The organism is Rhizobium sullae (assembly GCF_025200715.1).
Classification (GTDB): domain Bacteria; phylum Pseudomonadota; class Alphaproteobacteria; order Rhizobiales; family Rhizobiaceae; genus Rhizobium; species Rhizobium sullae.
Window position 1 is genome coordinate 1,326,706 of the sequence record NZ_CP104144.1, and the last position, 20,610, is coordinate 1,347,315.

Consider the following 20,610-nt stretch of genomic DNA (forward strand, 5'->3'; position numbering starts at 1 on the left):
TCTTGGCCTTTTCATGGTTTTTAATGCGTGAGGAAGCGCATTTGGCGCCCGGCTTCATCGGTGCAGAAACTGAACGGCGGCTCTTATGGTGTCAATCGAATAGTGAAATCCGCCAACGCGGGCTGTCTACCGCTGCCATTGACGCAACGCCACTAACCGTTTTCGCCCGGAACTTCTGTTTGCAGAGCAAGTTTGCACAAAAGGAGGCATTGGCAATGACAGTCGGCGCCGTTCAGTTTCTCGCCATTACCATTTCAGCGCTTGCACTTGTCCCGTCAGGAGCACATTTCGCGGCCCTGCCTAACAAGATCGCGCTGCCGCAATCCGAATATTTCACCGTTCAAACCATCTATTATGGATGGGCAATTTTGGGTTTGCTTTGGCCTGCTGCGCTCATCATGAATGCGCTGCTCGCTGTCGTTGTTCGTTCGCAGAAATGTCCATTCTGGCTTGCCGTGGCTGCCGCGCTCTGTTTTGCCCTCATGTTTGCGATATTCTTTCTTTGGACGCTTCCCGCCAATCAGGCGACGAACGATTGGACGACAGCTCCCGAAAACTGGGAAACGTTCAGGCGGCAGTGGGAGTATTCTCATGCCGCAAACACAATCATTGTGTTTGTCGCACTATGTTTCACGACCCTGTCGGCGCTTTCGTGGCGGGAGACAGGTTCGCCTTGAAGGCACTCCCGCTGTCGGACGGAGGCCAGCCTGAGAAGCTCATCGGCGAATAGCGCCGATCCGCGCAAGAACTTCGCCGGGAATCCCATACCGCGCGATGACGTCCCGGTTATTGCGGAGCCCGCAGACCTCCCGCTGAATGAACAATGCCCAGACCGCTTCCGAGGCCTCCTCAAGGAGGCTTTCCCGATCAGCTATGCGATGATCGTTCTCCGACGAGGCGGCAAGCTTCGCAAGTGCCGCTTCGACTTTGCGGCCTTGGCGGCCAAGTGCATCGGCCCGCTCCGAGGCGAGTTCGTACTCCAAGGGGTTGAGTGCAGTGCTCGGCCGATCCGAAAGCGATCGCGGCGGTCTGAAACTCACGAGGGCCTCTCAGGAAACAGAGGAACAGTTACGACCTATGGAAGTTTGGTTCTTTACGAAGCGGGATCAAGAGGAGGAGACCGTGTGGACAATCTTGATTGGTGCTATTTTCGTCATATGCGGCATACTTCTCCTGTGTCGGGAGGCACTCGGCCGGCGGCCCCTCAGCGATCCTCACCGATCACCCCTTAGCGAGCGGACATTGGAACCCAGGGGACAAGGCGTTCGATTTCTGGGACTGACGAGGAACTGGCTGGGTGTCGCCATGATCGCGGCCGGAGCAGCGCTTTTACTGCTGGTCTCATTCACGTAGCGCTCGCTTTCTTTGCCGCGGTCTCCCAGTTCTGGTAGGGGAGACGGAAGGTGGGAAGGCGATCTGCGACGCAGGCGAGCTTCTCGAAGGGCTTGTGAGGCTCTGCCTGGTACCAAAACGCGACCGAGGAAATATCGTCCGATCGGCGGTTTGCATGGCCGTGCGCGATGGTGACGCGAATGGTTTTTTGGAAAATCGCCGGATCTTCGATATGCCAGCGGTAGAGCGTGACGGGTTCGGTCCAGTTCGGCCCGCCGGCTGCGATGATACCGTGATAGGGCCGGCTGTATTCTTGCGTCGGGCACCAGGCGGTGTTGAAATAGTCTTCCGTGCCGGTCCCGTGCAGCGTCGCTGGCCAGGCATCGTTGGCGCCGGGCGTGCTTTCGCCGCGCGGCTCGATGAGTGCGGCCTTCGGCCCGATGCGCGGATCCGGCTTGCGCACGGTATCTGATACGGAGAGCCCCAGTTCGCCGTCGATGAAGATCATGTCGTCTCCTTCGCCGTACCAGTCCCAGACGCCGGAGCGCCGGCGGGAATAGACGCTGAAGAGAACGCCGACATAGTGCCCTTGCCCCTCGGCTTCCAGAATAGTGGAGTTCTTCCTTCCGTCGGTCGTCTCTCCGCCGAACAGGAACTGTTCGTTGGTGAGCCCATCCTCGCTCTCGGCATGCGCAGTTGAATTTGCACTGCGCTGCCACGAAAAGGCTGGCTTCGGATGTGAGAACATGCGCCGCGTCGAATTGCAGAATGGGGTCTACATTCTGCAATGGCTCGGGAGCAGCGCCATTTAATTGTCTTTCCGCTGCTTCAGGGCGCTCTAATTGCTTCGGCAAACCCATCAGCCGGTAAGAAATGGCAAACACCGCAGACAATTCAAAAGAAACTGGCAGCTCAAAGCAAACTGGTGATCGCACCGCCGCCGGATCTGCGCATCCGCCGAAGGTCGAAGGATTTCCGGCTGAGGGCGCTGAAGAAACAAGCGGCGATCACGAGGGTTCATCCGGATCATCATCATTGCCAGAACAGTCCGAAAGGACCGCGGCCCCTCCCTCGCCTTTTGGACAAAGCGCGCGAGCCATTCAGGACCTGATGGCCGCCCTCCGTCATGACTTCCGTGCTGCTTTGCGAAGCAGCCAGGCCTCGATCAGAAGTGGCATTGGAGCCATCATTGAAAGACACCAGACGCTTCGAGCTCGGACATCAAATAAGAGGATTCCGCGGGTGTCTGCATTTGCAGCGCTTTCTTCCAAAGCGCAGTCCCGCATGGCGGCGATCCGAGCGGGAAAGACCGGCAGAAGGCAGGTCATTCCCCTGAAACTGCGATCATGGAGGGTGCTGCTCGCACTCGTTCCGTTATTCGGCTTCCTGATCGTGGCCGGCGTTTTGACTTGGGCCTTGAAGGATGTGCCGTGGCAAGAGATCGCTGACGGTTCCATGAAGCCGGTCATCGTATTGGAAACGGCGGACGGCGGGCCTCTTGTCCGGCAGGGGCCGTATCAAGGACCTTATGCAGGTTACGAGCAATTCCCTCCACATCTTGTGAATGCCGTCCTTTCAATCGAGGACCGCCGGTTCATGGATCATCACGGCATCGACCCGAAAGGAATTGCGCGCGCTCTAATCCGGAACTTTGAGGCAGGCTCAATCGTCCAGGGGGGAAGCACGATCACACAGCAGTTGATCAAGCTGCAGTATCTCGAAAGCGACCGAACGCTGAAACGAAAGATCCAGGAACTGGTGATCGCCTTCTGGCTGGAATGGAAGCTCGGCAAGCAGGAGATCCTGACGCGGTACCTGAATTCGGTCTACCTCGGTTCCGGCGCTACGGGAATGCCGGCAGCAGCACGGATCTATTTCAACAAGGATATCGGTGCGCTCGATGTTCCAGAATCGGCGATGCTGGCAGGTCTGTTGAAGGCTCCGAGCCAGTTGAACCCAATCGACAATTTCGAGCCCGCACGTCAACGCACAGCAACGGTGCTCGACGCCATGGTCGCCAATGGCAAGCTTACGCAGCAGGAAGCCGATGCCGCCAAGAATGAATTCGCCGAACTGCACCCGACAACGCCGACGCCACGCTCAGGCAGTTGGTTCGCCGATTGGGTTTCGGCACAGGCGAGCGAGATCGCAGGCACTTCTCCGGGCTCGACGACAGTACGCACGACCTTGGTTCCGCGCCTGCAGGAAATTGCCGAACGGGTGGTGAAGCGGGTTCTCGATGAAGAAGGAAAGGCGCGCGGCGCATCGCAGGCAGCACTGGTCGCCATGACGCCCGATGGCGCGGTTGTCGCAATGGTCGGCGGGCGCGACTACAAGACCAGTCAGTTCAACCGAGCCGTCACGGCGATGCGTCAGCCCGGCTCCACATTCAAGCTGTTCGTTTATTACGCCGCGTTGAAAAAGGGCCTGGCCCTGTCGGATCAAGTGCTCGACGCACCTATCGAAATCAATGGGTGGTTGCCGCAAAACTCCGGGGGCGCTTACCGAGGTTGGGTGACGCTGGCGGAGGCTTTTGCTCGCTCGTTGAATGCCGCCACTGCTGCCCTTGCGCAGGAGGTGGGTTTGGACAGTGTCGCTGCGGCTGCCAAGGAGCTCGGCATCAACGCAACCCTGACGACGGCGCCCGCCTTGTCGCTTGGCGCCTCGGAGGTAAGCTTGCTCGATTTGACCGGCGCCTACGCATCGGTCCGCCTAGGGCGGGCGCCCGTTGAGCCGTGGGGCGTTATCGAATTTCAGGCATCGGGCCAGCCCAGAGGCTTCCGAGTGGGGCCGCAAGTGACGGCGTCTATCGACCTCTCGCAGTATCAGCCGGACCTTCTGGCGTTACTGCAGTTGGTGGTCGAGCGTGGGACTGGCCGCGACGCCGATCCCGGCATGTTTGCGGCCGGCAAGACAGGCACCAGTCAAGACAACCGCGACGCTTGGTTCGTCGGGTTTACAGAACCCTTGGTCGCCGGGGTCTGGGTCGGCAACGACGATGACGCGCCGATGAAGGGTGTCACGGGCGGGGCACTTCCGGCTCGCATCTGGCGGGAATTCATGCAGGCGGCCATGGCTGAGCCTGCACCGCAGATCGATCCAAATACGGGAATGATGACCAGCGAGGAGAACGCCGCTCCGTCCTGCAATATCACCGCATGCTCTCGCAGCTATCGTTCTTTCCGCGCTTCCGACTGTACGTACCAACCATATTATGGCGATCGGCGCCTGTGCGAGAAATAGCCGTACCACCTGTTGCCCGCTTCGATAAGGATTGGAAACCGAAGAGGGCCGATAGCGCGATGCACGAACGCGAGAAAGAAGCACGAGCTGGGGGTCACAGAAGGTATGCCAATGAACTCCTTAGTGAAAATGCTTCTCGCCTTCGAGGCCTTCCTGTTTACCGCCGCATCGCTGGTTCACGCGGGCCTCTCTTTGGCGGTTACGAGCACTGGCGGGCAGCGACAGCGGAGGGCGTGATCGCGGCGGTTTTGGTGTTTGGCCTATTCGCACGCCTCATCCGGCCGGCTTCAGCGCGCGTGACCGCCCGTGCCGTCCAGATCTTCGCGTTTTTGGGGACCTTGATCGGGGCCTTCACCATCGCCATTGGGATTGGCCCGCAAACAACAGTCGACCATGCGTTTCATCTTTTCTTGCTGGCGGTGCCGGCGTCGGGACTTGTTGCCATCTTCAGATCAAACAGGTGATGACGAACAATGGTTGGCGCTTCATCGCGAAGGACACCAAATCGCTACTGCCACAAGGCGGCCGGATGGCTGGAACATCCGCAGCGCGATTGGGTTCTCTTATCGAAGGAGGAGAATGAGATGCGGACCTATTACCGATACAAGGAAGGCGAGGCTGCCGCCGGTTCGATCGTCATCAAGTTCTACCGCTCCGGCGATCAAATCCGAGGGTTCATCAGAAAGGTTACGGAGCCCGGTCAGCACGACACGGTATTTTCAAGCGAAGAACTGCAGGTCAACAAGGCATTTCTCATAGCTGACAACAAGCATCGGGAGGCCCCGGACACACCCATCTTCGTCGAACTCACAGAAGGTGTCCGCTGGAATCCGGCTTGGGGGCAGTTGAACTAGCAAAACGGCATTTCTGCCGATCCGCAGCGACGGTTCTTCGCGTAGATAACAGATAAGAACGCGTGGCGCCGATGATTGGCCAGCCGTTTCCTTCTGGTCTTTGTGCGACCCCTGCTCGTCTTGCGCTACGAGACCGTGTTTTCGACCTTTGAAGCCGCAGTCGTTGTGCCGAAAAACGGCGCTTGCAATGTTTTTCGACCGGTTCATAATAATTTTTGTACACGTGCTCAATTTTGTCACTCGGTCGTTACGCAAGCCCCTTAGAGCGGGATCCGTTCGCGCTTTTCATGGGACCTCCGGGCGGCCGTCAGCAATGGTGATGGCCCACCAAGAGGCTCACATCTATCTCTGGGGAGATGAAGAGATGACTATTCTGCCGACATTGAAGTGCATGAGCGTCGCTGCCGCCATCCTGGCCTCGACCAGCGCCCTCTCCTTTGCCAAGGACCTGACCGTTACAGTCTGGGCCGGCGGCACAGGCCCGAATGACGTCTATCGCCTCGACGCGATCGACATTGCAGCCGAGCAGCTTCAGCGGGAAGCCGCAATCAAGGGCGAAGACCTTAAGATCAAGGTCGAAAAAAAGGCCTATAGCGGCTGGGAGGACTTCAAGCAGGCGATGACGCTTGCCGCCGAGGCCAAGACCGCTCCGAACATCGTCGTCACCGGCCACGAGGACATCGGCCCCTGGGCACAATCCGGCCTGGTTGTGCCGATCGAGGACTATGTTGACCTCGACTCGTGGCCGCTCAACAACATCTACGAAAACCTGATGGACATTGCCTCCTTCAACGGCATGGTCTACGGCATTCCGCAGGATGCCGAGTCCCGGCCGATGTTCTTCTGGAAGCCGCACATGAAGGCGATTGGCTATAGCGATGCTGATCTCGAGGCGCTACCCGAGAAGGTCCAGGACGGCAGCTACACGATGCAGAACCTGCTGCAAGACGCCAAGAAGATGCAGGACAAGGGCCTCGTGCAGGCCGGCTATGGCTTCTATCCCCGCTACACAAACGGTCCGGATTTCTGGCAGTTCTACACGAGCTTCGGCGGCACGATGGAAGAAGACGGCAAGCTAGTCTTCGACAAGGCTGCGATGCAGCGCGCGTACCAGTTCTTCGCCGACGCCGTGAAGCAGGGCGTTACCAAGAAGAACCATATCGGGATGCCGGCCGACCAGTGGTGGAAGGAAGTGGCGTCCGGCAAGGCCGGAATCTGGCACGGCGGTACCTGGCATTACGCCCGCTACGTCAACCAGGAAGGCCTGAAGGATTTCTTCGGCAACGTCGTTTTCACGCTGATCCCGGCCGGCGAAGGCGGCAAGGCCAACACGCTGACGCACCCGCTCGTCTATCTTATGACCTCTGGCCACGACAAAGACGACACCGAGATTGCTGCCCAGCTGATCAAGATTGCGTCTGAGCCGCGCATCAACGTGCTGCATGCGGTCAAGTCCGCCCATCTCGGCATTTCGAAGTCGGAAACCGAGATCGAGCTTTACTCATCGGACCGCTGGACGCGCGAAGCCACCGAACGTCTTCTGCCCTACGCCAACGCGATGCCAAACAATGCCGACTTCGGCACCTACTGGAACATCATGTGGAAGGGCCTTGAGGCCTCATGGACGGGTGCCAAGAGCGTCGATGCCGCCGTCAACGACGTCGAAGGCGAGCTGAAGAGCACGCTTGGCGACAAGATCGTCATCCGCTAAGCGCAGGCAAGCCTCCGGGCGGTCTTACCCGCCCGGACCTTTTGCGGAGACTTTCATGAGAACGTCGAGAACGCTCGGGCTCATAATGATCGCGCCTGCCGCGATCATGATCGTGCTGTTCTTCCTGATGCCGGTGGTGTTGACCGCCGTCTTTTCCTTCACGAGCATGTCGACCGCCACGGGCATTTCGGGCGGCGCCTACCAGATCGTCCCGAACGCGCTCATTGCGCTCAAGGAGGAAATGCCGGAGGTCGTGCAGCAGCTTACCGAACCCCGCTACGTGATCGACGAGGCGGGCATCAAGGGCGTCGAGCGCATCGAGCTTGAGCCCGGTATCGCCACGGAACTACGCGAAAACCATCTCGGTGAGGTCTTCCCTTCCCGCCGTGAAGCCGAGCGCGTGATCAAGGGGCTCAACGACCGGCCGTCGACCCGGGAGGTCAAGCAAATCTCCGAACAGTTCAACCGCTCCGTTGCCAATCTGCGCTTTTCGAGCAAGGAGGAGCTCTTCGCCTCGCTCGACAAGCTCGGCTTCAAGATAACGCCGGAACAGAAGGAAAGCCTCGCCGACGCGACCTATACCGGCTGGAGCTGGACGACAGAGAACTTCTCGCGCATCGCCTCTTCGCCTGACATGGCGCAGGTCCTTTTCAACACATTGCTCTACGTCGCCCTTGTCCTCATGCTTTTCAACACGAGCTACGCCATGCTGCTGGCGATCTGGACACACTACATGCCCGACGCGCCGGCAACGATTTTCCGGTCCATCTGGCTCCTGCCCCGCATCACGCCCGTCGTCATCTATGTGCTGATGTGGAAATGGCTCGCCTGGGATACCGGCTTCATCTCCACCTTTATGGGCAAGTTCGGCTACGCTCCGAAGAACTACCTTCTAGACAACGCCTACAACGCCTGGCTCTTCGTCGTGCTGATCAATGGCTTCATCGGCGCCTCGATGGGCATGCTGGTCTTTTCCTCGGCGCTGAGAGCGATCCCGAAAAGCCAGTTCTTCGCAAGCGAGGTGGATGGCGCCAGCCGCTGGCAGCAGATCCGCTACATCATCCTGCCGCAGATGCGCTGGCCGATCCTCTTCGTCACCTGTTATCAAACGCTATCATTGCTTGCCTCCTTCAACGAAATCCTGCTTTCGACCCGCGGCGGGCCGGGCAAGGCGACCGAAGTCTGGTCGCTTGCCGCCTATCACACGGCCCTCAACAACTATGCGGGCAATCTGGAGTATGGCCTCGGCGCCGCCATGGCGTTGGTCCTCGTGATCATCGGCATCATCCTGTCGCTCGCCTACCTGCGCGTCTTCAAATACGCCACGCTGGTTGCGCGGCCGCTCATCGAGGACTGATCATGGCGGAGAAATCGCAACCCTCGGCAAACTACCGCATCTGGCCGGTCATCCTGGCGCTCACTATCGTCAGCCTGCCGCTGGTGCTCATGTATGCCTATCTCTTCATCGATACGATCACCGACAAGCAACCGGCGGCTCTGATGCCGGATACGCTCACCCTGCGGCACTGGACATTCCTCTGGCAGACCCCGCCTGGAAAGCCGAATATCTGGCTGGTGACGCTGAACACGCTGATCTTCACGGTGAGCACGACCACGGTCGTACTCCTCGTCTCCTCCATGGCCGGCTATGTGCTGTCGCGGCTGAACGTGCCCGCCCGCGGCTTCTTCCTTGCGGGGGTCATGGTGCTGCACGCCTTCCCGTCGGTTACGCTCATCATCGCGATCTTCATCGTGCTGCAGATGGTCGGCCTCTATAATTCATTGATCGGTGTCATCCTTGTGAAGGCTGCGATCGACCTGCCGCTCGGCATATGGCTGATGAAAGGCTTCTACGACAGCGTGCCCTGGGAGATAGAGATGGCAGGCGTCGTCGACGGCGCCTCGCGCTTCCGCGTCTGGCGCAGCCTCGTGCTGCCGCAGGTGCGCCCCGCGATTATGGCGCTGGGGCTTTTCTCCTTCCTTTCGAGCTGGGGGGAATTCATCCTGCCGCAGGTCTTGGCGCCGGGCAGTCAGGTGCAGGTACTGTCGGTCTATCTTTCGGCGCTGATTGCCGACGACAACAATTTCGACTTCGGCACCTTTAAGGCTGTGGGCGTTTTCTACGTGATCCCGGTGCTTTTGCTTTACGGCTTCTTCCACAAATATCTCATGAATATCTACGGTGGCGGGAGCAAAGGCTGATGCGTATCCTCCTCGACAACTTCTCGAAGAGCTTCGGCGCTACCAAGGTTATCGAAAACATGAACCTGGAAGTGGCGCATGGCGAGATGCTGGCCCTGCTCGGCCCTTCGGGCTGCGGCAAGTCGACGACGCTTTTCGCCGTCTGCGGCATCCATCGCCCGACCGGCGGCCGCATCCTCTTCGGCGACCGCGATGTGACGGATCTCCCAAGCCAGGTGCGCAATGTTGGCGTCGTCTTCCAGTCCTACGCGCTCTATCCGCACATGACGGTTGCCGAAAACATCGGCTTTCCGCTGAAGGTCAAGGGAATGGCCTCGGCCGATATCGGCAGGGAAGCCGACCGCATCGCCGCTCTCGTGCAGATAGGAAACCTGATGGGCCGCCGCCCCTCCGAGCTTTCGGGGGGACAGCAGCAGCGCGTGGCACTCGCCCGGGCGTTGATCCGCAAGCCGGACGTCCTGCTTCTCGACGAACCGCTCGCCAATCTCGACGCAAAGCTGCGGCTGGAGATGCGTTCGGAAATCCGCCGCATCCAGCGCGAGACGGGCATCACCGCGATCCTGGTCACCCACGACCAGGTGGAAGCCATGAGCATGTGCGATCGCATCGCCATCATGAAAGAAGGTGAGATCGTACAGATCGCCACACCGGCGGAGATGTATAACGACCCGCGCACCGCCTTCGTCGCCAGCTTCCTTGGAAATCCGCCGATCACCTTCCTGCACGGCGTGGCGGCAGAAGGTTTCTTCTCCATCCCAGGCAGCCAAATCAGGATTCCGCTTCCCGTTTCGGCCGCCGCCGCCGACGGGACAAAGCTGATGCTCGGCGTGCGGCCGGAGCACTACAATCCGGCGGGTGACGTGCCGGTCATAGGCATCGTGAACTTCGCCGAAACGCAAGGCCGTGAAAACCTCTATGACGTACAGCTTGCCCAAGGACCGCTGCTGCGCTCCGTCCAGCCGGTCCGCCACGACATCAGGATCGGCGACGAGGTCACCTGGGCAATCGACAGCCGCAACGTGCTCGTTTTCGACGAAAGCGGACGGAGGCTCTGATGCAGCGCGACTTTACGTCCTTCTTCGAACGCTTCGGCTGGCCCAAAGACAAAGGCACCCTGCCCTTCTGCATCGGCCATCGCGGCGCAAGCGGGCATGCCCGCGAAAACACGCTTGCTGCCTTCCGGCTCGCGGCGGAACTCGGCGCGGAAATGTGGGAGCTTGACACGCAGTTGACCAAGGACGGCGTCGTCGTCGTCTCCCATGACGACCATCTCCAACGCGTCTTCGGCGTGGACAAGCGTATTTCGCAGATGACCGCGACCGAGCTTGCGGCGCTGGACGGCGTCGACGTACCGGCCATCGAGGAGGTCGCCGCCCTTGGCAGTGAGACCGGAACCGGGCTCTACATCGAATTGAAGGCTCCGGGAAGCGGCCTCCGCTGCTGGCAGCACCTGATGGAAAAGGGCGAGCGCTTCGCGTGCCTCGGCTCCTTCGACACCGCACAGGTCCGCGAGCTTCGCGAGGCGGGCTGCGACTACCCGCTCTCGGTGCTCGTTCGCGTCGGCGATAATCCAAATGCCGTCGGCGACGAGGCGGGTGCTGACATCCTGCACCTCTGCTGGGAGCGCGCCGGCGAGCGGCCACAGGATCTGGTCACGCCGGCGCTGATGGACCGCGCCTTCTCAGCAGGCCGCGAGATCGTTCTGTGGCATGAGGAAAGACGGCCGATCCTCGATGAGATAATGAAGCTACCGGTGCTCGGCATCTGCACGGATCTGCCGGACATGATGCGCACCATGTCTGGTGGGGAAGGAAAATTTGGCAGACAGAGATAAAGGACCAAGCAGAGTAACGTCCTTCGACGTGGCGCGCGTGGCCGGCGTCTCGCGCGCTGCCGTATCGCGCGCCTTCACGCCGGATGCGAGCGTCTCCCCGAAGACCCGCGAAAAGGTCTATCAGGCCGCCAAGGAGCTGGGCTACCGCGTCAACTATCTCGCGCGCGGCCTGACGAACAAGCGCTCCGATCTTGTCGGCGTCGTCGCGGCCGGGCTCGACAATCCGTTCCGCACCCTTCAGATCGAGCATCTCGCGCGCACGCTCATTTCCCGCAATTTCCGTCCAATCCTGCTGCCGACCTCGAAGGAGGCGGATACGTCGACCGTCATCGGCCACCTTCTGCATTATGCCGTCTCCGGCGTTATCGTGACATCGGACGCGCCACCGACGGAGATCTGCGAGCAGTGTGCCGCCGAGGGCGTACCGATCGTGTTGATTAACAAGGGCGACGACATTCCCTTCGTCGACCGTATCATTTCCGATGACCGCACCGCTGGACATCTGGCCGCCGACCACCTGATCGATCAAGGCGCCAAGCGCCTCGCCGCGATCGCCGCGTCCTCCGTCTCCTACACGGCACGCCGCCGCAGCGAGGCCTTTCTTGCGCGCTGCCGTGAGCGCGGCCTCGAGGCACAGCTATTCACAGTCGCCATGAATGACTATCGAAGCGGCTTCGAGGCGGCATCCGAGATTGCCTCCTTCGGTATCGACGGCGTCTTCTGCGCCAACGACTACATGGCCTGCGGCGTGATCGACCGGCTGATGTCGGGCCGTGGCCGCGAAGATGTGCCCGCCACGCGCGTGATCGGCCATGATGATATCCCCCAGGCGAGCTGGGCCGCCTATGAGCTCACCACCATCCGCCAGCCCTGCGACCTGCAGGCCGAACAGGCCATCGGCCTGCTGATCAGCCGGATGGCCAAGCCTGGCATGATGGCGCGCGTAGAATTCACGCCCGTTTCGCTGATCAAGAGAAGGACTGCCTGATGAGTTCCGCATTCGATTCCTCCGTCCTTGAGGCCCGTGCCGCGGCTGCGATAGAGATCGCCCGTCGCGTCGGCCGCGAGGCAGCCCGCTTCCGCACGGAAATGGGTTCGGGATTGAAGGTCGAGAATAAGGGCCTGCAGGATTTCGTCACCGTCGCCGACCGCAATGCCGAGCGGGCCATTCGCGACGGGCTGCTTGCGCGGTTTCCGCAGGACACCTTCATGGGGGAGGAAACCGGCGGCCGAGCCGGCAGCGCCGGAACCTGGGTGGTCGACCCGATCGACGGCACGACGAACTACATCCGCGGCTTCCGCCACTGGGGCGTATCGATCGCCTTCTGCGCCGAAGGCCGCCTGGAGATCGGCGTGGTTTACGACGCCGCCAAGGATTCCGTTGTCTCGGCGATCCGCGGCAGGGGCGCCTTTCGCGAGGGGGCGCTCATTCTTGCCGCAGCGACGAACGATCCGGCCAATGCCATTTGCATCCTCGGCCATTCGCGCAAGACAAGCTTCGACGAACACCTTGCCGTTTCCCGGCGCCTGCATGAGCGCGGCATGGATTACCGCCGCATGGGCGCGGCGGCGATCGACCTTCTGCGTGTCGCAGAGGGTGCTGCCGACCTCTATTACGAGCGGCATCTGAACGCATGGGACATGCTCGCGGGCGCGTTGATCGCTTCTGAAGCGGGCGCGAAGGTCGTCATGCCTGCATTGTCGGCGCTTCTGTCCGAAGGCGGCCCTGTCGTCGCCTATTCGCCAGGGCTTGCCCGGGAATTCGAATTCATCCTGGAGATCGAGGGCCTGGCGCCAATGGCGGACCGGTCAGACTTCTAGGCGCCGCGACAGGCGCGCCGACAGCACCTGTCGGTAGAGCGACCGCATAAGGGGAGACTGCCAATGAAGACCGTCTTTGTTCTCTTCGATTCCCTCAATCGCCATATGCTTGGCTGCTACGGCGGATCTCGAATACCAACGCCGAATTTTGATCGCCTCGCCGGACGCTCGATGGTCTATGACAAGCATTATGTGGGCTCGCTGCCCTGCATGCCCGCACGGCGGGATCTTCTGACAGGACGTCTGACTTTCCTGCATCGCAGTTGGGGGCCACTCGAACCGTTTGACAATGCCTTTCCCGAGCTTCTCAAGGAGAAGGGCGTGCATAGCCACCTGGTCACCGATCACTACCATTATTGGGAAGACGGCGGCGCGACTTATCATAATCGGTATTCGACGTTCGAGTTCGTGCGAGGTCAGGAGTCGGATCCGTGGAAGGCACTGGTGCAGCCTCATTGGGAGCGCCTTCGGGAGAAATATCACGAAGCACAGACCGGCGGCGGCCCGATCAGCAAGTATGGGCCGTACATGATCAATCGAGAGTTCATCAAGCAGGAAAAGGACTTTCCCTCCGTACAGTGCTTTGCGCATGGTTTGGAGTTTCTCGACCTCAATCGAAAGGCCGACGACTGGTTACTCCAGATCGAAACATTCGATCCGCACGAACCTTTTTTCGCGCCGGAGCGCTTCAAGGAACCCTTCAGAACCGGATGGAACGGGCCGATCCGTGACTGGCCTCGCTATGGACGACTTGAGGAGCTGCCGGAGGAAGCTGATGAACTGAGAGCAAACTACTACGCAATCGTGTCGCTATGCGACTTTCTGCTCGGCCAGTTGCTCGACGACTTCGATACGCACGATATGTGGAAAGACACGACCCTGATCGTCACAACCGATCACGGGTTTCTTCTCGGAGAGCACGATTTCTGGGCCAAGAACCGTATGAACATGTACCAAGAGATCGTACAAATCCCCTTGTTCATCCATGATCCGCGCAGACCTGGTGCTGGAAGGATCGACCGGCTAACCCAGTCGATCGACGTGGGGCCGACATTTCTCGATATCTTCGGTGTAGATGCCCCGCCTGAAACGGAAGGGGAGTCGCTGCTGAAGCCGAATTCCAAGGATGCCGTTATCTTTGGCTATTTTGGCGGCGCGGTCAACGTAACCGATGGCCGTTATACCTACCATAGGTTTCCAGCAGATCCTCTGAAACAGGATATCTATCAGTATACGGTTATGCCTACGCACATAACGAGACCATTCACGCCGGAAGAACTATCGCGGGCGACGTTAAGCAAGCCGTTTTCGTGGACCAAGGATGTTCCTCTGCTGCGGGTACCGGTGACCGAACGATCGCCGATGTTCAACAACTACGGGCCTGGAGCGCTGCTTGAGAAGCAAACGCGTCTCTATGATCTGGCGACCGATCCCGGACAAGAGGCGCCCCTTGAAGATCCAGCGCTGGAACTGCGGATGCTTGAGCTGATGAAGGCCCGGATGCGATCAAACGATGCGCCTGCCGAGGCTTTCAAGCGCCTCGAATTATAAGCGACCTCATCGCGCCAGCGCTGCCGTCTTCGCAACGAGCCTACCGCGGACTGGCGCCGCACGCGTTCCGCCGGCTTCATCTCTTTTCCGGAAGCTCAGCATTCACGCCAGCGGTCGGCGCAAGCGTTCGGCCGCGAAATGCACGAAGGCACGCACCCGAGCGGAAACGATGCGCCCTTCCACGCTCGTAATCCGCAAGCAGGCTCTTGAGCCGACCGGCGCCCAACCTCGTCCATACCGCTTCGACGCCCGATCACCCTTTCGAAAGGCCTCTTGAAGGAGCCGAACGCTACTGGCGTTTCCGTCCACGCCGCGTTATCTGGCGGGCCGACGCACTGCCGGTCCACTACGACTTTGCCGGATGGTTACCGTTCGCGCGCGCCACCGGCATCGCGTAACTGTTGCCAAGAAGGCGGGAGTGGGCAATCGGGATTGCCATCGCATCTTCATCTGAATCTATATCTAAAGCATTTGCTAATTTAGATGGTCGATTTCCTTGCGGTGCGGTAAAATTAAATGTCGGGCGCCCTAACCGGGAGGTGATCGCGCTCTGGGTTAGCGCTTCTCGCGGAAAAACGTCATTCTTGTTTAACGGCAAATGGTATGGAACAGAGACTAGCCGCGATCATGGCGGCCGACATGGCAGGCTACAGCCGGCTGATGGAGACCGATGAAGCCGGCACGCTCGCTCGCTTGAAAACCCATCGAATCGAGCTGATTGACCCCGCGATTGCCAAGAACAAGGGTCACATCATCAAGACGACGGGCGATGGCATGCTTGTCGAATTCCAGAGTGTCTCCGATGCAGTGAAGTGCGCCGTGGAAATCCAGCAGCGCATGAAGCGGCGCAATTCCGACGTGCCGCAAGATCGGCGGATCGAATTCAGGATCGGGATCAATCTCGGCGACATTATTTTTGACGATCAGGATGTTTTCGGCGACGGTGTGAATATTGCTTCTCGGATCGAGCAATTGGCCGACGTCGGCGGCGTCTGCATCACGGCGGCAGTAGCGACACAAATTGTTGACCGGCTTGAAGTTGCCATCGAGGATTTGGGAGAGAAGACGCTCAAGAACATAAGCCGTCCGGTTCATCTCTTTCGTGTCGGGCTCGAGGTATCTGCCCTGCCCGCTCAGTCGGATGACCCGGATGCGAAACGATATGTCGCGAAACCTTCAATCGCTGTGCTGCCATTTATCAACATGAGCGGTGATCCCGATCAGGAGTTTTTCGCCGACGGTCTCACTGAAGACATCATCACTGAACTTTCCCGCCGTCACGAGTTGTTCGTCATCTCGCGCAACTCGAGCTTCGTCTATAAAAACCACGCTGTGAACGCACGAGAAGTCGCGGAAAAGCTTGGCGCTCGGTACTTGGTGGAGGGAAGCGTTCGCAAGATAGGCGACAGGGTGCGTGTGACCGTCCAGCTCATCGATGCAGTCAACGATGCCCATATCTGGGCCGACAAGTACGATCGCAAGCTTGACGACATATTCGCCATACAGGACGAGGTGACCGGAGCGATCGTGGCCACTTTGCCCGGTCGCGTCGAAGCAGCCCAACGCGACCAGCTCGAACGAACAAAACCGGCGAACATGGCCGCGTACGAGTGCGCGCTTGCCGCCAAGGTGCTGCATCACAGGAGCACTACGTCGGACAACCAGCAGGCGCAGCTGCTCATAGACAGGGCGGTCACGCTTGACCCAGGTTATGCCCACGCCCATGCGTGGCGAGCATGCATTCTGGGCCAAGCTTGGGTCAACGGCTGGTGCGAAGACAAGGATGCTGTTTGGGATGAGATCGTTGCCGCGCTAGATCGGGCGCTGGCGCTGGATGACAACGACGCGGACGTCCACCGAATTTTAGCTGCGGTGAATGTGAACAACAATGCCCTGACCACAGCGCGGTATCACCAGGAGCGCGCGCTTTGCCTCAATCCGAATTATGACTTAGTCGTGGTTCAGCAAGGCGAGCTGTTGACGTGGCTAGGGCGGCCCGAAGAGGGGATAGAATGGATCCGCAAGGCAATGCGGCTCAATCCGCATCACCCCGAGCGGTTTTGGAGCCACCTCGCAAAATCACATTTTGCTGCGCATCAATACGGCGAGGCGATCGAAGCATTCATGCATCTCTCAGCTTTGGATCACGTCCAGCACGCATTCGTCGCTGCATGCTACGGCTGGCTCGGTGATGGACTCGCTGCGGCAGGTCATCTCAAGAAAGTTAGAGCGCTTGCCCCACAATTTGACATAGACGCATTTCTTGCAACGATGCACTATGCTCAGGAATCCGATGTTCAACATCTTCGCGAAGGCCTCGTCAAAGCGGAAGAGAACACAGACGACGGTCGCTAAGAAGACGAAACCGCAATCGGCGAATGCCATCCTCACCTCAAAAGTCCCCGGCCCATCAACGCTCACGACTGTCTTGCTTGCACGGTTCGCTGCAGCCGGATGGGCTTGCCGAACATGATGACGTTGCCGCCGAGCGCGAAGATGAGGCCGAGCACGGCCTCGGCGGTCCAGACATAGCCTTCGAAGACCGTCGAGACCGTCAAGGCGACGAGCGGAAACAGCACTGTCGCATAGGAGGCTCGCGCCGGGCCCCATTGGCCAACCAGCGCCAGATAGGCGAGGAAGCCGATGACACTTCCCGGAATGGCGAGATAGAGCAGCGCGGCCGTGTAGGCCGGCGATGGATCGAAGGTGAGAGGCAGCCCGCGGGCAAGCACGAGGACGCCCAGCGCCGCCACGCCGCAGACCATCGCATAGGCCGTCGTCGATGGGAGATCGAGACCCAGCGTCTGATGGCGAGCGGAGAGGAAATTTCCGAGCGAGAAGCAATAGGTGCCGGCAAGTGCCAGCAGCAGGCCAAGTCCGCCCTGAGGCGCAGTGCCAAGGGCGCGCAACTCGTCTGCAAAAAGAAGCATCAGGCCGAAAAGCCCAACCGCGCCTGCCAATATCACGCGTCCACTCGGGCGATTTCCGTGCAAGAGCCAACCATTCGCCGCGTTAAATAGGGTTGCCATCGCAAAAACGACTGAGACGATGCCACTCGGCAGCATGCCGGCGGCATAATAGAAGCAGAGAAAATTGCAGCAGAACAGGCAAAGGCCCTGAGCGCCGACCGTCAGCCAATGCTGAAATGGCGGTGGCGCCAGGCGCCGGCGAAGCGCCAGCAATCCAAGCAGCAGAATGGCTGCGAGCGCGAAACGGTAGAGGATCGAGACCTCGGCGGGCACGATGCCGACCTGCAGCTTGATCGCATACCAGGTCGTGCCCCAGATAAGAACGGTGAGAATGAAGAGAAGCGGCGCCATTCGTAGTCTTTCTATGTCGGAGGCATCAAATGGCGTCTTCTATGACACTGCACCACCCGCCGCTATCACCGGCTTGCGCGACTATCCAAATCTTGCGGTCTTCGGTAGTGGCCAGTTGCAGCAGATGCCTCCGCGGCCTTATGAGAAAGCATGCAAACGCGATCGATCTCATCCGCTTTGGAAGGTGTAGGCGCCAAGCTGCTGCGGCAGGTTGATCTCGGCGGCGGGCTGGCGATTGCGCAATGGCGAAACTTCGCCAACAGCCGCCTTTCCTATCGCGATCCCGGACACCACACGGTTAGCCTTTATCTCGATGGTAGCGTGCGCCGCATGGACAACGGGCAGACGGGGATAGGCTCGTCGGGAGCGCTCTGTCTGCTGCCGGCAGACGGCGACAGCGCCTGGCATGTCCTCCGCGACGTCTATTTCTGCCATATCTACATCTCTCAGAGCCGGTTCCAGCGGCTGGCCGGAGAAGTCTTCGATCGCGACAGCCGGACCTTGACGCTTCCCGACTTGAGCTTCTTTTCCGATGGTTTTGTGGCGGACATCATCAACCGGGCGATCCTGCCGAATAACTGGTCAGAAAGCGCCAATCGCCTTTTGCTTGCCCAAGCGGCTGATCTCATCTTGCTCGAAGTGCTGCGCAAGAACGGTCCGGTGCGATCCAGCAGCCTTCTGCTTCAGGGTGGGCTTTCGCCCCATGTCTTGAAACGTATTGTGCAATTGATCGATGCCGATCTTGCCGGCGACCTCAGCCTCGACCGGCTTGCCGCGGAGGCAGGGCTCAGCTCCTATCATTTCGCCCGGATGTTCAAAGCGACGACGGGCCAAACGCCACACCGCTTCGTGCAGGAGCGGCGGCTTGCGGTGGCCTACGAGTTTGTGCGGGCCGGCAAGGCCAGCATCACCGAAATCGCAGCCGCCTGCGGATTCTCCACACCGGCGCACTTCGCCGCAAGCTTCAAGGCAAAGTTCGGCACGAGTCCGTCGGCCATCCGCCTCTGACGGCACGGGAGAATGTCCCCGTTGAGATGCGAACGAAGCAGGCCGCTCCGTTTTATGTCGGTCGCTGAGCCGTCGGACGGCTGGCCCCTTGAACGACCGACTTTCCGATTTCCTTAAAGAAGCGCCCGCTCTTCGCCGTGCTGATGAGGACCATGGCGGTGGGTTCACATGGCTGTGGTCGCCCAGGCGCCAACGAAAGTCGCGGGCATGAAGCATGCCTGCCGTTCGACGGCTTCCCCGCGCAACCGTTCGGCCAGAGTGTCGATCTCAACCTCGGCGGCGGCCGTAACACCGACGCGTTCAGCGGCCGGCAGCAAGCTGCGTACAGTTTCTGCGATGTAGTTGTAGATCAGCGAATCCGGCCCGCCGCCGATGATGCCGGCGAAATTCATTTGCGGTGCGGGCAGCCCGGCAGCGGCAAAGGTCATCGGCAGCTTGCCACCCATATCGGTTTCGAAACCAGCCCGCTCGATGGTGCCGACGATCCAATCGCGGCATTGGCTGAAAAGCGGCCCCTCGGGAACACTGCGGGCGAGCGGCATCGCCAGTTCCTGGAAGGCGACAACGCCACCTGGCCGAAGAAACCTCGCGAGCCTGCGCAGGGTTGCAGCCGGATCGGGGAGATACATCAGGATCAATCGTCCGATCACCGCATCGAAGAGTTCGTCGCAGTAGAACGTGTCGAGCTCAGCCGTCGCAAAGCGTGTCCAGTAGCATTGCCCAGCTTCGGTCGCTCGCCGGTCTGCGATATCGATGGCATCTGCCGAACGGTCGATGCCGAGCACCAATCCCTTTGGGCCGACCAGCTTTCCGGCCAGTATGGACACGTCGCCGACGCCGCAGCCGATATCCAGTACGCGCATGCCGGGTCCTATCCCGGCGCAGCGCAGGACATCTTCCGTGAGCTCGTGAAGGAGCGCTCCCTGCAGCTCCAGCCGACTGAATTCGCGTTTCGTGTAGCCCAGTGCATAAGGGCGGGTATCCGCAATGCTCAGATCGCGGTTGATCGTCTGTGTCTGTTGGACAAGCGGATTGTACATTACCTAACTCCATGATCGATTGTCCGGCCGAGGCAGCCGTGCGACCGCCGCTGCCTGGACTGATACGATCGGAGATCGACGCTACAACGTGATTTCAGAAATCGGGAATTTCCGTTACGGCTGAAACACAGGCCGTTTGTGACAGGGTGGCGCCTGCATAGAGGGTGCCTATGACTTCGGCGCCCGCGGCTCGAACACGATATAGGGCGTCTTGGGTGGGTGGCCTGGCGGAGCATAGTCCGGGACAGGGTTGTCGTCTGCCGGCAGCGAGAGCACAAATCGATGGATGGCGCGCAGGTCGGCCTCTGTCATGGCACGCAAGTTAAACCATGGCATGGGGGGCCGTGTCTTGGTCGTTTGCGCGAGCTCGACCCAGTCGTCCTCGCTCATCGTGCGCAAAAGGCGGCGAAGATTCGACGGATAGGTGGTTCCCCACGGCCCGTTGAAGCCGAGGCGATCGCCAACCAGCCACCGATGCTCAGGCACGTCGCCGGCCTTTGCCAGATAGCCTGGCGTATGGCAGTCGTTGCAGCCGCCGATTTTGACCAAGTATCGGCCGCGCTCGATCGAGTCGTCGGCCGTGGCTGCGCCTACCCCTGCCCCGGTCCAGTGGAATGTCGTGATCGTCAGAATTCCGCCCAGGCTGAGGGCGGCAATTCCTATTGGAGCCCATCGTGTCATCAGCTTTTCCCTG

19 protein-coding genes and 3 pseudogenes are annotated in these 20,610 nt (G+C 59.9%); 16 read left to right on the forward strand and 6 right to left on the reverse strand.

Going from position 1 to position 20,610, the window contains the following annotated elements; genetic code table 11:
• Window positions 1-2 precede the first annotated feature (2 nt).
• A complete protein-coding gene (locus N2599_RS27085; protein WP_260308583.1) occupies window positions 3-677 on the forward strand; it encodes a hypothetical protein in 675 nt (224 codons plus the stop codon).
• Between the two features lie 39 nt (window positions 678-716).
• Here N2599_RS27085 and N2599_RS27090 read toward each other — a convergent pair whose 3' ends face one another.
• Complete coding sequence (locus N2599_RS27090; protein WP_027509597.1) at window positions 717-1,040, reverse strand: DUF6665 family protein; 324 nt, start codon at window positions 1,038-1,040, stop codon at window positions 717-719.
• Window positions 1,041-1,345: 305 nt separating this feature from the next.
• Window positions 1,346-2,011 (reverse strand): annotated as a pseudogene (locus N2599_RS27100) (glycoside hydrolase family 172 protein); the annotation flags it as partial.
• A 108-nt stretch (window positions 2,012-2,119) separates the two neighbouring features.
• On the opposite strand from N2599_RS27100, the gene N2599_RS27105 reads away from it, so the two are divergent.
• From N2599_RS27105 to N2599_RS27160, 12 genes are all read left to right on the forward strand, one after another.
• Window positions 2,120-2,443, forward strand: coding sequence for a hypothetical protein (locus tag N2599_RS27105; RefSeq protein ID WP_156915256.1), 324 nt, complete (start codon window positions 2,120-2,122; stop codon window positions 2,441-2,443).
• A 344-nt stretch (window positions 2,444-2,787) separates the two neighbouring features.
• Window positions 2,788-4,575, forward strand: coding sequence for a PBP1A family penicillin-binding protein (locus tag N2599_RS27110; protein WP_375714155.1), 1,788 nt, complete (start codon window positions 2,788-2,790; stop codon window positions 4,573-4,575).
• A 233-nt stretch (window positions 4,576-4,808) separates the two neighbouring features.
• Complete coding sequence (locus tag N2599_RS27115; RefSeq protein WP_084606437.1) at window positions 4,809-5,039, forward strand: hypothetical protein; 231 nt, start codon at window positions 4,809-4,811, stop codon at window positions 5,037-5,039.
• A gap of 120 nt (window positions 5,040-5,159) precedes the next feature.
• Entirely contained in the window at window positions 5,160-5,429 is a 270-nt protein-coding gene (locus N2599_RS27120; RefSeq protein ID WP_027509594.1) for a hypothetical protein, read from the forward strand.
• 364 nt (window positions 5,430-5,793) lie between these two features.
• Window positions 5,794-7,140, forward strand: a complete 1,347-nt coding sequence (locus tag N2599_RS27125; protein ID WP_027509593.1) for an ABC transporter substrate-binding protein — start codon at window positions 5,794-5,796, stop codon at window positions 7,138-7,140.
• 55 nt (window positions 7,141-7,195) lie between these two features.
• The gene (locus N2599_RS27130; RefSeq protein ID WP_027509592.1) at window positions 7,196-8,497 is read left to right on the forward strand and encodes a carbohydrate ABC transporter permease; all 1,302 of its coding nucleotides are present in this window, start codon (window positions 7,196-7,198) and stop codon (window positions 8,495-8,497) included.
• Between the two features lie 2 nt (window positions 8,498-8,499).
• Window positions 8,500-9,342: a carbohydrate ABC transporter permease gene (locus tag N2599_RS27135; protein WP_027509591.1), complete on the forward strand. Its 843-nt coding sequence runs from the start codon at window positions 8,500-8,502 to the stop codon at window positions 9,340-9,342.
• Window positions 9,342-10,397, forward strand: coding sequence for an ABC transporter ATP-binding protein (locus N2599_RS27140; protein WP_027509590.1), 1,056 nt, complete (start codon window positions 9,342-9,344; stop codon window positions 10,395-10,397). Before N2599_RS27135 ends, N2599_RS27140 begins: the two co-directional genes overlap by 1 nt.
• Window positions 10,397-11,176, forward strand: a complete 780-nt coding sequence (locus N2599_RS27145) for a glycerophosphodiester phosphodiesterase (RefSeq protein ID WP_027509589.1) — start codon at window positions 10,397-10,399, stop codon at window positions 11,174-11,176. The genes N2599_RS27140 and N2599_RS27145 overlap by 1 nt, the downstream gene beginning before the upstream one ends.
• Entirely contained in the window at window positions 11,160-12,164 is a 1,005-nt protein-coding gene (locus tag N2599_RS27150) for a LacI family DNA-binding transcriptional regulator (protein WP_027509588.1), read from the forward strand. The genes N2599_RS27145 and N2599_RS27150 overlap by 17 nt, the downstream gene beginning before the upstream one ends.
• Window positions 12,164-12,997: an inositol monophosphatase family protein gene (locus tag N2599_RS27155; protein WP_027509587.1), complete on the forward strand. Its 834-nt coding sequence runs from the start codon at window positions 12,164-12,166 to the stop codon at window positions 12,995-12,997. The genes N2599_RS27150 and N2599_RS27155 overlap by 1 nt, the downstream gene beginning before the upstream one ends.
• Before the next feature lie 63 nt (window positions 12,998-13,060).
• Window positions 13,061-14,548, forward strand: coding sequence for a sulfatase (locus N2599_RS27160; protein ID WP_027509586.1), 1,488 nt, complete (start codon window positions 13,061-13,063; stop codon window positions 14,546-14,548).
• Window positions 14,549-14,650: 102 nt separating this feature from the next.
• On the opposite strand, the pseudogene N2599_RS37670 reads toward N2599_RS27160, so the two are convergent.
• A pseudogene (locus N2599_RS37670) lies at window positions 14,651-14,768 on the reverse strand (LysR family transcriptional regulator); the annotation flags it as partial.
• Window positions 14,769-14,817: 49 nt separating this feature from the next.
• Between N2599_RS37670 and N2599_RS27165 the strand changes: the two are divergent.
• Window positions 14,818-14,946 (forward strand): annotated as a pseudogene (locus N2599_RS27165) (flavin-nucleotide-binding protein); the annotation flags it as partial.
• Window positions 14,947-15,151: 205 nt separating this feature from the next.
• On the forward strand, window positions 15,152-16,903 hold the full coding sequence (locus tag N2599_RS27170; RefSeq protein ID WP_027509585.1) for an adenylate/guanylate cyclase domain-containing protein: 1,752 nt from the start codon (window positions 15,152-15,154) through the stop codon (window positions 16,901-16,903).
• A gap of 62 nt (window positions 16,904-16,965) precedes the next feature.
• Here the strand turns inward: N2599_RS27170 and N2599_RS27175 are convergent, their stop codons facing one another.
• Complete coding sequence (locus N2599_RS27175; RefSeq protein WP_027509584.1) at window positions 16,966-17,868, reverse strand: DMT family transporter; 903 nt, start codon at window positions 17,866-17,868, stop codon at window positions 16,966-16,968.
• Between the two features lie 150 nt (window positions 17,869-18,018).
• On the opposite strand from N2599_RS27175, the gene N2599_RS27180 reads away from it, so the two are divergent.
• Entirely contained in the window at window positions 18,019-18,876 is an 858-nt protein-coding gene (locus N2599_RS27180) for a helix-turn-helix domain-containing protein (RefSeq protein ID WP_051336527.1), read from the forward strand.
• Window positions 18,877-19,040: 164 nt separating this feature from the next.
• Here the strand turns inward: N2599_RS27180 and N2599_RS27185 are convergent, their stop codons facing one another.
• Together N2599_RS27185 and N2599_RS27190 are read right to left on the reverse strand one after the other, a co-directional pair.
• The gene (locus N2599_RS27185) at window positions 19,041-19,916 is read right to left on the reverse strand and encodes a class I SAM-dependent methyltransferase (RefSeq protein ID WP_051336526.1); all 876 of its coding nucleotides are present in this window, start codon (window positions 19,914-19,916) and stop codon (window positions 19,041-19,043) included.
• Window positions 19,917-20,084: 168 nt separating this feature from the next.
• Entirely contained in the window at window positions 20,085-20,597 is a 513-nt protein-coding gene (locus N2599_RS27190; protein ID WP_037141694.1) for a hypothetical protein, read from the reverse strand.
• Window positions 20,598-20,610: the final 13 nt, after the last annotated feature.

Excerpts from the sequence above, each read along its gene's own strand:
- N2599_RS27105 (WP_156915256.1), top strand. The coding sequence starts at position 2,120 with ATGGCTCGGGAGCAGCGCCATTTAATTGTCTTTCCGCTGCTTCAGGGC.
- N2599_RS27110 (WP_375714155.1), top strand. The coding sequence starts at position 2,788 with ATGAAGCCGGTCATCGTATTGGAAACGGCGGACGGCGGGCCTCTTGTC.
- N2599_RS27120 (WP_027509594.1), top strand. The coding sequence starts at position 5,160 with ATGCGGACCTATTACCGATACAAGGAAGGCGAGGCTGCCGCCGGTTCG.
- N2599_RS27125 (WP_027509593.1), top strand. The coding sequence starts at position 5,794 with ATGACTATTCTGCCGACATTGAAGTGCATGAGCGTCGCTGCCGCCATC.
- N2599_RS27130 (WP_027509592.1), top strand. The coding sequence starts at position 7,196 with ATGAGAACGTCGAGAACGCTCGGGCTCATAATGATCGCGCCTGCCGCG.
- N2599_RS27135 (WP_027509591.1), top strand. The coding sequence starts at position 8,500 with ATGGCGGAGAAATCGCAACCCTCGGCAAACTACCGCATCTGGCCGGTC.
- N2599_RS27140 (WP_027509590.1), top strand. The coding sequence starts at position 9,342 with ATGCGTATCCTCCTCGACAACTTCTCGAAGAGCTTCGGCGCTACCAAG.
- N2599_RS27145 (WP_027509589.1), top strand. The coding sequence starts at position 10,397 with ATGCAGCGCGACTTTACGTCCTTCTTCGAACGCTTCGGCTGGCCCAAA.
- N2599_RS27155 (WP_027509587.1), top strand. The coding sequence starts at position 12,164 with ATGAGTTCCGCATTCGATTCCTCCGTCCTTGAGGCCCGTGCCGCGGCT.
- N2599_RS27160 (WP_027509586.1), top strand. The coding sequence starts at position 13,061 with ATGAAGACCGTCTTTGTTCTCTTCGATTCCCTCAATCGCCATATGCTT.
- N2599_RS27170 (WP_027509585.1), top strand. The coding sequence starts at position 15,152 with ATGGAACAGAGACTAGCCGCGATCATGGCGGCCGACATGGCAGGCTAC.
- N2599_RS27175 (WP_027509584.1), bottom strand. The coding sequence starts at position 17,868 with ATGGCGCCGCTTCTCTTCATTCTCACCGTTCTTATCTGGGGCACGACC.
- N2599_RS27180 (WP_051336527.1), top strand. The coding sequence starts at position 18,019 with ATGCAAACGCGATCGATCTCATCCGCTTTGGAAGGTGTAGGCGCCAAG.
- N2599_RS27185 (WP_051336526.1), bottom strand. The coding sequence starts at position 19,916 with ATGTACAATCCGCTTGTCCAACAGACACAGACGATCAACCGCGATCTG.
- N2599_RS27190 (WP_037141694.1), bottom strand. The coding sequence starts at position 20,597 with ATGACACGATGGGCTCCAATAGGAATTGCCGCCCTCAGCCTGGGCGGA.